Annotated in this window: 13 protein-coding genes and 2 pseudogenes; 6 read left to right on the plus strand and 9 right to left on the minus strand. The window is 53.1% G+C overall.

The annotated features are described in order from the left end of the window. Positions 1-12: 12 nt before the first annotated feature. The 3 genes from phrB to F7Q90_RS06370 all read right to left on the minus strand — a co-directional run bounded on the left by phrB (position 13) and on the right by F7Q90_RS06370 (position 3016). Complete coding sequence (phrB, locus tag F7Q90_RS06360; protein ID WP_006118441.1) at positions 13-1440, minus strand: deoxyribodipyrimidine photo-lyase; 1428 nt, start codon at positions 1438-1440, stop codon at positions 13-15. Between the two features lie 12 nt (positions 1441-1452). Further along, positions 1453-2412, minus strand: a complete 960-nt coding sequence (locus F7Q90_RS06365) for a YbgA family protein (protein ID WP_006118440.1) — start codon at positions 2410-2412, stop codon at positions 1453-1455. Positions 2413-2545: 133 nt separating this feature from the next. Continuing rightward, positions 2546-3016: a MarR family winged helix-turn-helix transcriptional regulator gene (locus F7Q90_RS06370; protein ID WP_006118439.1), complete on the minus strand. Its 471-nt coding sequence runs from the start codon at positions 3014-3016 to the stop codon at positions 2546-2548. A gap of 58 nt (positions 3017-3074) precedes the next feature. Between F7Q90_RS06370 and F7Q90_RS06375 the strand changes: the two genes are divergently transcribed. Continuing rightward, on the plus strand, positions 3075-3545 hold the full coding sequence (locus tag F7Q90_RS06375; protein WP_006118438.1) for a carboxymuconolactone decarboxylase family protein: 471 nt from the start codon (positions 3075-3077) through the stop codon (positions 3543-3545). Positions 3546-3915: 370 nt separating this feature from the next. Here F7Q90_RS06375 and F7Q90_RS06380 read toward each other — a convergent pair. Continuing rightward, a pseudogene (locus F7Q90_RS06380) lies at positions 3916-4116 on the minus strand (YbfA family protein). 256 nt (positions 4117-4372) lie between these two features. Between F7Q90_RS06380 and kdpE the strand changes: the two are divergent. Next, a complete protein-coding gene (kdpE, locus tag F7Q90_RS06385; protein WP_006118436.1) occupies positions 4373-5047 on the plus strand; it encodes a two-component system response regulator KdpE in 675 nt (224 codons plus the stop codon). Positions 5048-5087: 40 nt separating this feature from the next. Here the strand turns inward: kdpE and pgm are convergent, their stop codons facing one another. Beyond that, positions 5088-6728, minus strand: a complete 1641-nt coding sequence (gene pgm / locus F7Q90_RS06390) for a phosphoglucomutase (alpha-D-glucose-1,6-bisphosphate-dependent) (RefSeq protein WP_006118435.1) — start codon at positions 6726-6728, stop codon at positions 5088-5090. 25 nt (positions 6729-6753) lie between these two features. Then, entirely contained in the window at positions 6754-7305 is a 552-nt protein-coding gene (gene seqA, locus F7Q90_RS06395) for a replication initiation negative regulator SeqA (protein ID WP_006118434.1), read from the minus strand. A gap of 250 nt (positions 7306-7555) precedes the next feature. Between seqA and ybfF the strand changes: the two genes are divergently transcribed. From ybfF to fur, 4 genes are all read left to right on the plus strand, one after another. Next, complete coding sequence (gene ybfF / locus F7Q90_RS06400) at positions 7556-8320, plus strand: esterase (protein ID WP_006118433.1); 765 nt, start codon at positions 7556-7558, stop codon at positions 8318-8320. A 162-nt stretch (positions 8321-8482) separates the two neighbouring features. Then, on the plus strand, positions 8483-8758 hold the full coding sequence (ybfE, locus tag F7Q90_RS06405; RefSeq protein ID WP_006118432.1) for a LexA regulated protein: 276 nt from the start codon (positions 8483-8485) through the stop codon (positions 8756-8758). 131 nt (positions 8759-8889) lie between these two features. Beyond that, positions 8890-9420, plus strand: a complete 531-nt coding sequence (gene fldA / locus F7Q90_RS06410) for a flavodoxin FldA (RefSeq protein WP_006118431.1) — start codon at positions 8890-8892, stop codon at positions 9418-9420. Between the two features lie 337 nt (positions 9421-9757). Next, complete coding sequence (gene fur / locus F7Q90_RS06415; protein WP_006118430.1) at positions 9758-10201, plus strand: ferric iron uptake transcriptional regulator; 444 nt, start codon at positions 9758-9760, stop codon at positions 10199-10201. Between the two features lie 59 nt (positions 10202-10260). Here fur and F7Q90_RS06420 read toward each other — a convergent pair. The 3 genes and pseudogenes from F7Q90_RS06420 to nagE all read right to left on the minus strand — a co-directional run bounded on the left by F7Q90_RS06420 (position 10261) and on the right by nagE (position 14741). Next, a pseudogene (locus F7Q90_RS06420) lies at positions 10261-10657 on the minus strand (hypothetical protein). A 231-nt stretch (positions 10658-10888) separates the two neighbouring features. Then, positions 10889-12556, minus strand: a complete 1668-nt coding sequence (glnS, locus tag F7Q90_RS06425) for a glutamine--tRNA ligase (RefSeq protein WP_006118428.1) — start codon at positions 12554-12556, stop codon at positions 10889-10891. Between the two features lie 151 nt (positions 12557-12707). Beyond that, positions 12708-14741, minus strand: a complete 2034-nt coding sequence (nagE, locus tag F7Q90_RS06430) for an N-acetylglucosamine-specific PTS transporter subunit IIBC (RefSeq protein ID WP_006118427.1) — start codon at positions 14739-14741, stop codon at positions 12708-12710. Positions 14742-14937: the final 196 nt, after the last annotated feature.

The raw sequence follows: 14937 nt of genomic DNA on the forward strand, positions 1-14937 counted from the left end.
CTCCTTGCCACCTCAGGCCGCATTTTTTGCGCGCTCGAAGGCGTCGAGTGTCTTTTTACGTGCGTCCTTATGTTCCACGATCGGTGTTGGATAATCGAGTGTCTTGTTGTTTTTCCGCGCCCATTCGTGCGGCTGATGAATCGCACTGTCCGGCACGTCTTTCAGTTCGGGCAGGTAGTGACGAATAAAATCACCCTGTTCATCGAAACGCTCACTTTGCGTCGTAGGGTTAAAAATGCGGAAATACGGTGCGGCATCGGTCCCCGTGGACGCCGCCCACTGCCAGCCGCCGTTATTGGCGGCCAGGTCGCCATCGATAAGCTGCTGCATGAAATAGCGCTCGCCTTGGCGCCAGTCGATTAACAGATCCTTTACCAGAAAACTGGCCGTGATCATGCGAAGCCGGTTATGCATCCAGCCGGTCTGCAGCATCTGTCGCATGGCGGCATCGACGATGGGATAACCGGTTTTCCCGGCTTTCCAGGCGTCAAAATGCGCCTCGTTTCGTTGCCACGCGACATGACGCGTCCAGTGGACAAAAGGCTGATGCTTACACAGTCGGGGAAACGCAACGATGAGATGGCGATAGAACTCACGCCAGATGAGTTCATTGATCCAGACGGCCGCCGGGCTGCCTTCCAGCGCCCCCGGATGTTCATGCAACACCCGATGCAGACACTGGCGCGGTGAAAGCACGCCGATGGTCAGGTAAGCCGATAACCGGCTGGTGCTGTCGCGCGCAGGCAGGTCACGCTGCTTTGGGTAATCCAGCACGGCATGTTGCGCAAACGCACGTAGCCGCTTAATCGCCGCCTGTTCACCGGCCGGAAACAGCGCATCATCAACCTCAGCATGGTCGTAATCAAACGGCGAAATCGCTTCTGGTGTGTTCAGGGGCGCGCCATCCCGGGCTTTAGGCGCCGGGACACACTCAGGCAACCCCTGCTGCAGGCGACGAATAAAGGCTTTTCTGAACGGAGTAAACACTTTGTACATCTCACCATCGCCGGTCTGGATACTGCCGGGCGACAAAAGTACGCTGTCATCAAACCCCTGACAGATCACGTCCGCTTCATCTAACCGCTTTTCCGCCTGCGCATCGCGCTGACGTTCGTTAAATTCGTACTGGTAGTTATAAAACAGTTGATCAACGTTTTGCTGTTCACAAAACGTGACGAGAAAATCCACGCTGGCAGCGAAATCATCATACTGATGAACATGCAGCGGGATGCCTTTTTCGGCCAGTGATGCCTGCAGGCTGCAGAGATTCTGGTGAATAAACGCGGCCTGCCGGGGGGCCATATCGTGTTGCTGCCACTGTCCCGGCGTGGCAATAAACAGTGCTATGACACGGGCATCTGACTTGCTGCAGGCGGCATGCAGCGCAAGGTTATCATTGATGCGCAGGTCATTACGGAACCAGACAAGATGGGTCGTCATCATGCTCCCGACTCATTGTCCGTAGCGCAGGCGCAGCGCTTCCGGGTAAGGATCGAAGTAGCGCTGCTGCGTCAGCCACGGATGAGGATATTCAGCCATGTAGTGCTTAAGAATCGTAATCGGCGCCAGTAACGGTTGCGTGCCCTGACGGTAACAATCAATCAGTGACGTCAGTTCTCTACGTTGCGGCGAACTCAGTTGACTGCGGAAATAACCCTGAACATGCATCAACACATTGGTGTGGTTAGTGCGCGAGGCCGGTTGTGACATCAGATCCATAAGGCGGTTGCGGTACTCGAAGGCAAACGCCTCCAGTGACTCCCACTGGTTCATCGAGGCAACAAAGGGGCCCAGTTCACGGTATTTTTTTTGCGAATGCGCCAGCAGTAACAATTTATACTGGCTGTGGAAGGCAATCAGGCCATGACGGGTCAGCCCCTTTTTCCACATTTCATGAAACTCGTGCAGCGCGCAAATCCGGCCGATAAAGTTTTCACGTAATGTCGGATCGTTCAGACGCCCGTCTTCTTCGAGCGGTAACCAGGGCATTTCACGTTGCAGAAAACGGGTAAATATACCGGTTCCCGCTTTACGGTTATTATTGGTAGCGGGCTCGTAGATACGCACGCGCTCCATCCCGCAACTGGGTGATTTTGCACACAGTATGTAGCCGCACAGGTGATGCAGCGATTTCACGCGTTTTTCGGACCAGTCGCGCATCTTATCGGTGATGTCATCGCCGCCCTCTTTGCTGAAGCAAAGGTGCAGTTCATCGTCGTCGCTCTGCTTAACTAAGCGCAGCGCCGGGCGCGGCGTGGGCAGCCCAATCGCCATTTCAGGGCAAACGGGTTCGAAACGAACAAAAGGCGTCAGTTGCTCAGTGGCGAACGCGAGCCGCTTGTGGCCGCCATCAAATCTGACGCTCTCACCAAGCAGGCAAGCGCTGATCCCAACGGGAATTTTTTCGCTCATACTTGTACAACCTCCGAAAACTTGTAGAGGTTTAAGTGTAGCGTAAAACGACCGGGATGGTACAGATTCTGTGTAGCAAAAGTGAACGCCGCGAAGCCTTTCAGATGACCAGCCCGTGGTCTTTTTTAACGGTTTATTCTCCCACTGCCACGCTGACCAGCCAGCGCCGAATCACCTTTTCATCCTCAGGCGTGACACCCGAAAGCAGGCTGGCCTCAACCGACTGAACCGCTACTTTGCACTGCGCGAGAACCTCACGCCCGGCGTCAGCAATCTCAATCACCTGAATTCTGCCGTGCACCGCATGCGGACGACGACAAATCATTCCGGCCCGCTCCAGATTCGCCACAATGACGCTCATCGTCTGTGGCGTCAGCAGCGACAGACGCGCAAGGTCGGCACCCGATGCGCCGGGATAGGCCGCAAGCATGGTCAGCACCGAAAATTGCGGCAACGTGACGCCTTTATCCTTCAGCGCATTTTCCATTCTGATTTTATGAGCCGCATGGGCCTGCCGCAGCAGATAACCAATATGGCCTGACTCACCGCGTTTTCCTTCACCGGGTTCGGGGATGGTGGTGCTCTGCAGATCTGACTTGCGCATAATATAAGAGTTCCATATATTGTTGTTCGAATTCTTATATTAACAGATGAGGTATATCGTGACATCACTTAATCACCGTCGCAGCGACTGGTCTTCGTTCGAACATACCGCACCCGATGTGGTGGCAGCCTTAGCGATGCTGGGCAAAGCCGTTGACGATTCCGGGCTGGAAAAATCGCTCACTGAGCTGATCAAACTGCGCGCTTCACAGCTGAATGCGTGCGCTTTTTGCCTCCAGTACCATCTCAATCTGGCGCGTAAGACCGATTTGAGCCCGGTAAAAATGGATCTGGTCGCAGTATGGCGCGAAGCCGGTATCTATTCGGAGCGGGAATGTGCGGCGCTGGCCTGGACAGAGGCCCTGACCTTAATGGCGCAGCAGCCGGTTTCTGATGCGGTGTATGCTGAGGTCAGCCGCGTCTTCGATAAACAGGAAATCGCGTTTCTTACCTCGGCTGTTGCCCCGATCAATGCCTGGAACTGTATCGCAGGCGCGCTGCAGTTTGCCCCGCCGGTGCCTAAACGCTAGCGGTCTGCCGTCAGTGCTTCTGCCTGTGGGCGATATTGCAGCGGGTTCTGAAGCGCGTAAAGTGCGGTGCCCGTCGGGGCCGCCGGTCAGATAATAAGGAAGGGTTGCCCGTGAACGGGCACTGGCGGACGGGGCGGCTTGCCCGGACACTGAGAAGGTTTCCTGCTTCACTGGCGCAAAGCTAAGGCGCAACTAAGCTGCGTGACGGAACGAACAGGGAAAAAAGAGGCGCTGTGTCGCCCTTAACACCGTGCCACAGCACACTGCAGGTGAAAAACAGATAAGCACGTCTGAGAAAACGCTGGCAATCCCCGCTGTAGGGATGTGTCCCCAGGCCTGCGCGGCGTAAAATCAACCGCACAGCAGGGACTTACCAGAAAATACCCGCCGCTGCTTCAGACTGCGCCAGCCAGACCGGTTTGGCGCTGGTTTTGCACCACATCCGATGCAGGTAGCTTTAGAAGCGCGCCCGATCCTGACGAAACAGCATAACCGGCAGAGCGAGCAGACCTGAGAGGATGACCAGCGTTCGGCGCAAAATAATTTTGTGAAGTGGATAGGTGCGGTACATAGCAGCCTCCTGAGTAAAAAAACGTCATAAATGTGATCTGTGTCTAATATTACGCCGGGTTGGATGATTTTACTACTCATCTGACCACTAAATTTGCGTCTTTTTTGTTCTGCACGGGTAAGTTTACCTGGCCGTTATACCCAGGTTAATTATGAGTTACAGAGGTGATCCTTCAACGGATTTCATGGCAACACGGACGAACGCCAGAAAAGTTGATACAGTGTGTTTTCCCTTTTCAGGCAATGGCAGGATTGGTGTGACCACGGTTTTAATCATTGAAGATGAGAAAGAAATTCGCCGCTTCGTGCGCCTCGCGCTGGAAAGTGAAGGCCTGAAGGTTTTCGATGCTGAGACGCTGCAACGTGGGCTGATCGAAGCCGCCACGCGAAAGCCCGATTTAGTCATCCTTGATCTGGGTTTACCTGATGGCGACGGCAAGACGTTTATTGGTGAACTCCGCCAGTGGAGCACGCTGCCAGTTATTGTTCTCTCTGCCCGTACTGACGAGCAGGACAAAATTGACGCACTGGATGCTGGTGCCGATGATTACCTGACTAAACCTTTTGGGATTGGTGAACTGCTGGCGCGTGTTCGGGTCGCCCTGCGGCGTCATGCCGGGAAGCACCCCGATCCGAAGGTCAGCTTCGCCGACGTGGTCGTCGATATTGCCGCACGCCGCGTGCTGCGCGCGGGCGAAGAGGTTCACCTTACGCCCATCGAGTTTCGTTTGCTGACCACATTACTGAATAACGCGGGGAAAGTTCTGACGCAGCGTCAGCTGCTGAATCAGGTCTGGGGACCCAACGCTGTCGAACACAGCCATTATCTGCGCATTTATATGGGCCATCTGCGGCAAAAGCTTGAAGCCAATCCGACCCAACCCGTTCACCTGCTGACGGAAACCGGTATCGGCTACCGGTTCATGCCATAAAAAAAAGCGCCAGCGGCGCTTTTTTTATTTAACAGATTTATCAGGCGTTTTTCAGCACTTCACTGACAATCTCGACGGCTTCTTTCTCGATCTGCGCACGGTGCTCTGCGCCCAGGAAGCTTTCACAGTAGATCTTATACGCGTCTTCGGTGCCCGATGGACGCGCAGCGAACCAGCCGTTTTCCGTCATGACTTTCAGTCCACCGATAGACGCGCCGTTACCGGGAGCGGCCGTTAAGCGTGCGGTAATCGGATCGCCCGCCAGCGTATCTGCACTGACCATTTCAGGTGACAGCTTCGACAATGCGGCTTTCTGCGCCGATGTTGCCGGTGCCTGCAGACGGTTGTAGCTTGGCGCACCGAAGCGTGCAGCCAGTTCATCATAGTGTTGCTGCGGGTTCTTACCCGTTACGGCCGTAATTTCTGCCGCCAGCAGACACAGGATGATCCCGTCTTTGTCGGTTGACCAGGGTGTGCCGTCGAAGCGCAGGAATGACGCACCCGCACTTTCTTCGCCGCCAAAACCAAAGCTGCCATCAAACAGGCCATCCACGAACCATTTAAAGCCCACCGGGACTTCTACCAGCTTGCGGCCAATATCGTCTACGACCCGGTCAATCATCGCACTGGACACGAGGGTTTTACCCACGGCAACGTCCTGACCCCACTGCGGACGGTGCTGGAACAAATAGTTGATCGCAACGGCCAGATAATGGTTCGGATTCATGAGCCCGGCAGGGGTAACAATGCCGTGACGGTCATAATCCGGATCGTTTCCGAAGGCCAGATCGAATTTGTCTTTGTAGGCCAGCAGCCCCGCCATGGCGCATTCGGACGAACAGTCCATGCGCACCACACCATCTTTATCAAGGTGCATAAAGCGGAAAGTCTGGTCGACAGCGTCATTCACCAGCGTCAGATCCAGCTTGTAGTGCTCAGCGATACGCTGCCAGTAAGCGATCCCGGAACCGCCAAGCGGATCGACACCAATCTTCAGACCCGCTTTCTGAATCGCAGGAATGTCGATGATCTGTGACAGACCTTCCACGTAAGGCTGAATCAGATCTTTTTCATGGATGTGTCCGCTGGCCCAGGCCTGATCCAGTGACAGACGTTTAACGTCTTTAAGGCCGTCTTTCAACAGCTGATTCGCGCGGTCTTCCACCACTTTGGTGACGTTGGTATCTGCCGGCCCACCGTTTGGCGGATTGTATTTAATGCCGCCATCTTCCGGGGGATTGTGCGACGGCGTAATCACAATGCCATCCGCCAGTGGGCCGCCGGATTTGTTGTGTTCAAGGATAGCGTTCGAAATCGCAGGCGTTGGCGTATAACCGTTATCCTGCTGAACAATCACATCAACCCCGTTTGCGGTCAGCACGGACAGCACGGACAGCAGCGCGGGCTCAGACAGCGCGTGCGTATCTTTACCCACATAGCACGGGCCGGTAATATCGTTCTTTTTACGCTCTTCCGCAATCGCCTGCGCAATCGCCAGAATGTGCTTTTCGTTAAAGCTGTGACGTCCTGCGCTACCGCGATGGCCTGATGTGCCAAATTTCACCGCATGTTCTGGATTCGCCACATCGGGCTGCAGGACATAATATTGTGAAGTTAATTGTGCAACGTTAATCAAATCGCTCTGCTGGGCAGGCTGCCCGGCACGGGGGTGATTGGCCATTGGCGCTTCTCCCTGACGCTTCAGTTTAAATGGTGCCGCAAACTTTCTCAGCCAGTTCCGATGGGAACTGCATCGACAGCATAATGTGTTCGATCATGCTGCGTTTACGACCGGTATTGGTATTCGTAATGACCCAGTACGGCGTGCCGGGCACATGCTTCGGCTTGGTATGGGTGCCGCTTTGCAGCAGCGTGTGCTCATCGCCTGCAAAATAGATGCGCGTACGGCCCTGCATGGAGGTGGTCGCCTCAGCAAACGCGGCCGTATCCAGACGATAGAGCGTTGACAAGATTAGCATAAAGCGATTTACCGCCCGCTTCTGCTCTGCATATTCATCAGAAAGCAGCAACTCGCGCACCGCACGAACACGATCCTGAGGGCGTGACTCATTCCCTGCCGACTGTGCCGTTTTAGACGGCTGCGAGGCGGCAACAGGCTGTGTTTCGGTCGCGGTGGCTGTCTGACCCGCAGTAAACTTCAGCATACGGCGCAGAATATCGGATGCGCTTTCGCCAATATGTTGCGTGTGGCTGGCAATATAACGGTAGAGCTCTTCGTCAACTTCGATCGTTTTCATCTTATTCCGTACGGTTTTGACTCACGACAGAACCCGCGATTTTCTGAAAATCCAGAGGTAAACACCGGGGTTTCAGGCCGTGTGCAGGTTCTAACATGAAGATTATAAAGTTAAATTCAGACAGGCTGATAGCATTCAAACGGTTTAGGGGCAAAAGTCAGAATATGTCCTAATGCCACCGGAAGCAGCGCACCTGAAAAGGTGAAACCATGATAACCTAAGCGCAGGTCTCACACTTAAGAACTTTGCTATGATTTTGAATGCCCGTCTGCAAACTGAACAATCTTCTGCTGATTCCACACCCGTTCTGCTCATTCACGGTTTGTTTGGCAGTCTTGATAACCTCGGCGTTCTGGCGCGCGGTCTGAAAGATGACCATCCGCTTATCCAGGTTGATGTGCGTAATCATGGCTTATCTCCGCGCGCTGACGAGATGACCTACCAGGTTATGGCCCAGGATATGCTGGACACGCTTGATGCGCAGGGCATTGAGCGCCTTTCCGTCATTGGTCACTCCATGGGCGGTAAAATTGCCATGACGATGAGCGCCCTGGCCCCTGAGCGGATAGAACAGATGGTGATGATCGACATTGCGCCCGTCGACTATCAGACGCGCCGCCACGACGAAATTTTTGCCGCGATCCGAGCCGTCACCGACGCGGGCGTGACGCTGCGCAGTGAGGCGGCCGAAATTATGCGTCTTCATCTTAATGAAGAAGGTGTGATTCAGTTCATCCTGAAATCGTTCAGTAGCGGTGAATGGCGCTTTAACGTTCCAGCGCTCTGGGACAACTATGCGTATATCACGGGTTGGGAAACGGTGCCCGCGTGGCCGCACCCGGCGTTGTTCATTCGCGGTGGTGACTCCCCTTATCTGGACAATCAGTACCGTGATGCGATACTGCAACAGTTTCCCGCCGCGCAGGCGCACGTGATTGGCGGTGCAGGTCACTGGGTCCACGCCGAAAAACCTGATGCTGTTTTACGCAGCATTCGCCGGTTTTTTGCACGATAAATCCGCTTAACTGGCTGTAAAAGTTTAGGATTGGCGTCCATGGTTAGCCTGGAGTATGATGGCGCGCTAAATTTTTGCCGTGGGCGCGTATCCACGGTAAAGCCAGTAATTTAATCTGCGCAGCGGAACGATCCGTGTGCGCCCATTCAGTTGTACTAAGCCATGGCAAAAGAAAACACTGACCGCACGACGCTCGATCTGTTCGCTAACGAGCGTCGCCCTGGTCGCCCTAAAACCAGTCCGCTTACGCGTGATGAACAGCTGCGTATCAATAAACGCAATCAACTGAAACGTGACAAAGGGCGCGGGCTTCGCCGTGTCGAACTCAAAATGAACAGCCAGGCTGTAGAAGCGCTTAATACGCTGGCTGAACAGCGTAATCTCAGCCGCAGTGAATTAATTGAACAAATGCTGCTGGCGCAACTCAAACTGGACTAACGCACGTAAACCGCACACAGAAACAAATGTCGCGGCTTTACAAGTTCCGCCCTTTTGCGTGGTCTGCTATCATTTGCTGAATATGCTCAGGCATTCATTCTATCATCAGGATTTAAGAGGTTATTTTGCCCATGGCAATCGTAGGCATCTTCTTTGGCAGCGATACCGGTAACACCGAAAACATTGCAAAAATGATCCAGAAACAACTGGGCAAAGACGTTGCAGAGGTTCACGACATCGCGAAAAGCACTAAAGAAGATCTGGAAGCCTTTGACATCCTGCTGCTGGGTATTCCGACCTGGTACTATGGTGAAGCACAGTGCGACTGGGATGACTTTTTCCCGACGCTGGAAGAGATCGACTTCAACGGTAAGCTGGTGGCGCTGTTCGGTTGTGGCGATCAGGAAGACTACGCCGAGTACTTCTGTGACGCGATGGGCACCATTCGTGACATCATCGAACCTAACGGTGCCATTATCGTGGGCCACTGGCCAACCGAGGGCTACCACTTCGAGGCCTCAAAAGGTCTGGCAGACGATAACCACTTCCTGGGCCTGGCGATTGATGAAGATCGCCAGCCAGAACTGACGAACGAACGCGTCGACAAATGGGTTAAGCAGATCTTCGATGAACTGCAACTCAAAGAAATTATCGAAGCGTGATAGCCGTGAGCGCAGTGTGGGCGCTGGTCCACACTGCATCAATGGCTTTTCCTATAAAAATAATAGCTACATTTTTGTAACTTTCCGCATTTAGTCTGTAGAATACCCGCATCGATCATCTGCTTATTTCCCTGGAATTGAGATGACACAACGCGAAATGGTAGCCAGCCCGCCCTCCATGCTTTGTACCGCGAACATCGCCACGGTTTCATCGCAGGCAGCATCGGTTTTCATTTCAGCGCATCAGTTCTATAATGAGACGCAAATGAGAATGGCGGTCGATCGACATACAGGCTACATGCCACAAGAGTGACCAAAGTAACAGGACAATATCCGCATGACTGACAACAACACCGCATTAAAGAAGGCTGGCCTGAAAGTCACCCTGCCCAGACTCAAAATTCTGGAAGTGCTTCAGGAACCTGCATGCCATCACGTCAGCGCGGAAGATCTGTATAAACGCCTGATTGATATGGGCGAAGAGATTGGACTGGCCACGGTTTACCGTGTACTGAACCAGTTCGACGATGCCGGCATTGTGACCCGCCACAACTTTGAAGGCGGTAAATCGGTGTTTGAGCTGACGCAGCAGCACCATCACGATCACCTGATCTGTCTGGATTGCGGTAAAGTCATTGAATTTAGTGATGAGTCTATTGAAACGCGTCAGCGTGATATCGCGACACGTCACGGTATTAAGCTCACCAACCACAGCCTGTACCTGTATGGTCACTGTGCCCTGGGCGATTGCCACGAAGACGAAACACTGCACGACAAGTAACGTTTGTCAGACGGTAAAGAAAAAGCCGATGCCTGCATCGGCTTTTTTGTGCCTGTCAGTCACGCCACCAGCGTTTCCTGCAGGTAGCGCCAGCGGGGCACCGAGGTGTGAGCAGTCCAGAATCGCAACGGAAATGCGGCTTTTATTTTCCCCATTCATCATCTGCACTTCCCGATACTGAATGGTGACCTCGTTAGCGTGCTCTGACAGGATCACATGTTCGCTGGTCGCGATGCGCATCCCTTCCCGTGCGCCCTGTAAGCGGCGAAAGAGTTCTTCAACCTCATTGAGGTTCAGCATCTTGCCCTGTGGCGTGACCATCTGGAAGTCGGGATGAAAATGAGAAAGCAGCAGATGAAAGCTGTCACCACTGTCACGGCTGTGGTTAAAAATATGTTCAATGAGTTGATGTAAGACGACAACGCTGTGTTTGGCTTCATGTGCGAAAACTGTCATTTTTTTCCTTTTTAACCCCAAACAAAGACTACAGAGGGTTAGCGTACCTGAAAAAAAATAATTCACACTGGGAAAGTTATTAAAAAAATTAAACTGAGAGCGATTCCACAGAAGTAAAATTAATCGAATTAAACGGGTTCAGGACAAATGTCGGCGCTAAAAAAAATCCACCCAATAAAAAAGGGCGATTGCTCGCCCTTTACCGATCATCTGATGACCATGCGGCGTAAATTATTCGCCGTTTTTCGCCCAGGTATCGCGCAGACCAACAGTACGGTTAAACACTAACTGCGACGGTGTTGAATACACACTGTCAGCGCAGAAATAGCCTTCACGTTCGAACTGATAAGGCGCACTGGCTTCTGCGTCACGCAGACCGGGTTCAACGAAGCCGTGTTTAATCGCCAGCGAATCCGGATTGATTGTCGTCAGAAAATCATCCGCCGCACCCGGATTCGGGACGCTGAACAGACGGTCATACAGACGGAATTCTGCCGGTAGCGCATGTTCAGCAGAGACCCAGTGGATAACCCCTTTGACTTTACGGCCATCAGCGGGATCTTTACTCAGCGTATCGACGTCACAGGTGCAGTAGATGCAGGTGATATTGCCTTCTTCATCTTTCGCGGTCCGTTCCGCACGGATGACATAGGCATTACGCAGACGCACTTCTTTACCCAGCACCAGGCGCTTATATTGCTTATTCGCCTCTTCGCGGAAGTCGGCACGATCGATCCAGATCTCGCGGCTAAAGGGAACATCGCGTGTGCCCATTTCCGGTTTGTTAGGATGATTTGGCATGCTGAGCACTTCATTGTGCCCGGCAGGCAGGTTTTCCAGCACAATTTTCACCGGATCCAGCACCGCCATCGCCCGCGGCGCATTTTCGTTGAGATCGTCGCGGATACAGGATTCCAGCGAAGCCATTTCAACGATGTTGTCCTGCTTCGTGATACCAATGCGGCGGCAGAACTCACGAATGGAGGCCGCGGTGTAACCACGACGACGCAAACCCGACACGGTTAACATGCGCGGATCGTCCCAGCCTTCAACATGCTTCTCGCTGACCAACTGCGTCAGTTTGCGTTTTGACATCACCGCATACTCCAGATTCAGGCGCGAAAACTCATACTGACGCGGATGAACAGGAATAGTAATGTTATCCAGCACCCAGTCATACAGGCGGCGGTTGTCCTGGAATTCCAGCGTGCAAAGGGAGTGCGTAATGCCTTCCAGCGCATCCGAAATGCAGTGAGTAAAGTCGTACATCGGGTAGATGCACCACTTATTGCCGGTTTGATGATGCTCGGCAAACTTGATGCGGTACAGCACCGGATCGCGCATGACGATAAAGCTGGAGGCCATGTCGATTTTCGCGCGCAGACAGGCTTTGCCCTCTGCGAACTCGCCATTGCGCATTTTTTCAAACAGCGCGAGGTTCTCTTCCACACTGCGGTCGCGGTAAGGGCTGTTTTTACCCGGTGCCGTTAAGGTACCGCGGTATTCACGAATTTCGTCTGGCGTCAGTTCATCAACGTAGGCCAGGCCTTTGTTGATCAGTTCAACGGCATAGTGATAAAGCTGGTCGAAATAGTCAGATGAATAACGAACCTCGCCGCTCCAGGTAAAACCCAGCCACTGCACGTCACGCTTAATGGATTCGACGAACTCCATATCCTCTTTGACCGGATTGGTATCGTCAAAACGCAGATTGCACTCGCCCTGATAATCTTGTGCAATACCGAAATTCAGGCAGATTGATTTAGCATGGCCGATATGCAGATAACCATTTGGCTCTGGCGGAAAACGGGTATGCACACTGCTGTGCTTACCGCTCGCCAAATCCTCGTCAATAATCTGACGAATAAAGTTCGTTGGGCGGGCTTCAGCCTCACTCATCTCAAAATCCTCAACGCATAGAATGGGTGGTTTATACCACGTAATATCCGGGTATGATCCACAAAGCGTTGCAGAGAAACAACCGTTTGTTGGGCGATTAAAATAAAAAAGGCAGGAATCGCTTCCTGCCTTTTGTTGAGGATATAGGGAATTAGCCTTTTACTTCATACAGCGGGGTTTCACCGGCGATGACCTGGCCCTGCGCCAGCAGCGTTAAACCGGCGAAGTCTTCAATATTGCTGACCACCACCGGACTGATCATTGAGCGGGCATGGGCGTTAAGATAGTCCAGATCCATCTCCAGCACCGGCTGGCCTGCTGTGACCTGTGCACCATCTTCCACTAAACGGGTAAAGCCCTGACCGTCCAGCGCCACGGTATCCAGCCCCATGTGCACGACGATCTCTACCCCGTTTTCACTTTCCAGACAGAAAGCATGGTTCGTGTTGAAAATTTTCACCACCGTACCGGCAACAGGCGCAACGACGCGCTTGTCGCTCGGCTTAATCGCCACGCCATCACCCACGGCTTTACTGGCGAAAGCCTCATCCGGCACCGCATCCAGTGCGATAACCTCACCGCTCACTGGGGCCATCAGCGTTGCGATAACGCGTTTTTCACTGTTCAGGACGGCCTGGGGTTTGGCCTCGTTAGCGGGGGCTGGCGCACTGCCACTGCTGGCTGCGCCAGCAACCGGGCCTTTCACCAGCACTTTTTTCATGGCCGTGGCGATACTTTCCGCCTGGGTACCCACGATAATCTGGACACTTTGCTTGTTGAGGCGAATCACACCCGACGCGCCCAGCCGTTTTGCCACACCTTCGTTAACCTGGCCCGCATCTTTCACGTTCAGACGTAAACGGGTAATACAGGCATCAATGGCGGTAAGGTTGTCTGAACCGCCCACCGCGCCGATGTAGCGGCGTGCCAGTGATTCCGTGGCGCTTTCACCATTATCAGTGGTATCAACGTTCACGTCATAACCGTCCGCTTCATCCCCCGCTACCGCCAGTTCACGACCTGGGGTCATCAGGTTGAATTTTTTGATGGTAAAGCGGAAGACCAGATAATAAATCACGAAGAACACCAGGCCCTGCGGAATCAGCATGTACCAGTGCGTCGCCAGGGGATTACGGGTAGAGAGCACCATATCCACTAATCCCGCACTGAAGCCAAAGCCGGCAATCCAGTGCATGCTGGCAGCGATAAAGACCGAGATGCCGGTCAGTACAGCATGGATGACATACAGTACCGGTGCCACGAACATAAAGGAGAATTCCAGCGGTTCGGTGATACCGGTAAAGAATGCTGCGAAAGCGGCCGCCAGCATGATACCGCCCACTTTTGCCCGGTTTTCAGGGCGAGCGCAATGGTAAATTGCCAGCGCCGCGCCCGGCAAACCGAACATCATAATTGGGAAGAAACCCGCCTGATAGCGGCCAGTGATGCCCGGGATAGCAGTGCCATTTGCCAGCGACTGCGCACCGCCGAGGAATTTAGGGATATCGTTAATGCCTGCTACGTCGAACCAGAAAACGGAGTTCAGCGCATGATGTAAGCCAACCGGAATAAGCAAACGGTTAAAGAAGGCGTAAACACCCGCACCAACCGATCCCAGTTTCTGAATATGCTCACCGAAGCTCACCAGACCATTAAAGATGACAGGCCAGATGTACATCAGGATAAATGCCACCAGAATCATCAGGAAGGACACCAGAATAGGCACCAGCCGACGCCCGCTAAAGAATGAGAACGCTTTGGGCAGTTCTACATGGCTAAAACGGTTATAGACTTCTGCGGACAGCACGCCTACCAGAATACCGACAAACTGGTTGCTGATTTTTCCAAACGCCGCCGGCACGTCCGCCACCGGGATCTTCTGGATCATGGCTACAGCAGCCGGTGAACACAGCGTAGTGACGACCAGGAAGCCCACAAAGCCGGTCAGTGCAGCCGCACCGTCTTTATCTTTTGACATGCCGTATGCAACGCCAATGGCGAACAGCACCGACATATTTTCGATGATCGCGCCACCGGATTTAATTAACAACGCGGCAAAGGCATTGCCTGCACCCCAGCTGTCAGGATCGATCCAGTACCCTATTCCCATTAAAATTGCTGCTGCGGGCAGCGTAGCGACCGGCACCATCAGGGCCCGCCCCACACGTTGTAAGTAACTTAACATTGACCTTTTCCCCATTGAAACTGACTTATTGCATGGCTGCCGCTTAATGTTGTTATGTCAGAAGCCCGCTTCTGACGGCATTACACTCAGTGCTGAGGAGTGTAATAACAAATTAATTCGCTCTACAAATTAATAGCAGCCATTTGTGACAAAAATCACCAAAAATTGATTTTTAACGTCGACATGACTGGCTATG

It is taken from the genome of Pantoea stewartii subsp. stewartii (assembly GCF_008801695.1).
Classification (GTDB): Bacteria; Pseudomonadota; Gammaproteobacteria; order Enterobacterales; family Enterobacteriaceae; genus Pantoea; species Pantoea stewartii.

Bases quoted from the DNA above. Each gene is read 5' to 3' on its own strand.
- phrB (WP_006118441.1), bottom strand. From the start codon at position 1,440: ATGACGACCCATCTTGTCTGGTTCCGTAATGACCTGCGCATCAATGAT.
- F7Q90_RS06365 (WP_006118440.1), bottom strand. From the start codon at position 2,412: ATGAGCGAAAAAATTCCCGTTGGGATCAGCGCTTGCCTGCTTGGTGAG.
- F7Q90_RS06370 (WP_006118439.1), bottom strand. From the start codon at position 3,016: ATGCGCAAGTCAGATCTGCAGAGCACCACCATCCCCGAACCCGGTGAA.
- pgm (WP_006118435.1), bottom strand. From the start codon at position 6,728: ATGGCCAATCACCCCCGTGCCGGGCAGCCTGCCCAGCAGAGCGATTTG.
- seqA (WP_006118434.1), bottom strand. From the start codon at position 7,305: ATGAAAACGATCGAAGTTGACGAAGAGCTCTACCGTTATATTGCCAGC.
- ybfF (WP_006118433.1), top strand. From the start codon at position 7,556: ATGATTTTGAATGCCCGTCTGCAAACTGAACAATCTTCTGCTGATTCC.
- ybfE (WP_006118432.1), top strand. From the start codon at position 8,483: ATGGCAAAAGAAAACACTGACCGCACGACGCTCGATCTGTTCGCTAAC.
- fldA (WP_006118431.1), top strand. From the start codon at position 8,890: ATGGCAATCGTAGGCATCTTCTTTGGCAGCGATACCGGTAACACCGAA.
- fur (WP_006118430.1), top strand. From the start codon at position 9,758: ATGACTGACAACAACACCGCATTAAAGAAGGCTGGCCTGAAAGTCACC.
- glnS (WP_006118428.1), bottom strand. From the start codon at position 12,556: ATGAGTGAGGCTGAAGCCCGCCCAACGAACTTTATTCGTCAGATTATT.
- nagE (WP_006118427.1), bottom strand. From the start codon at position 14,741: ATGTTAAGTTACTTACAACGTGTGGGGCGGGCCCTGATGGTGCCGGTC.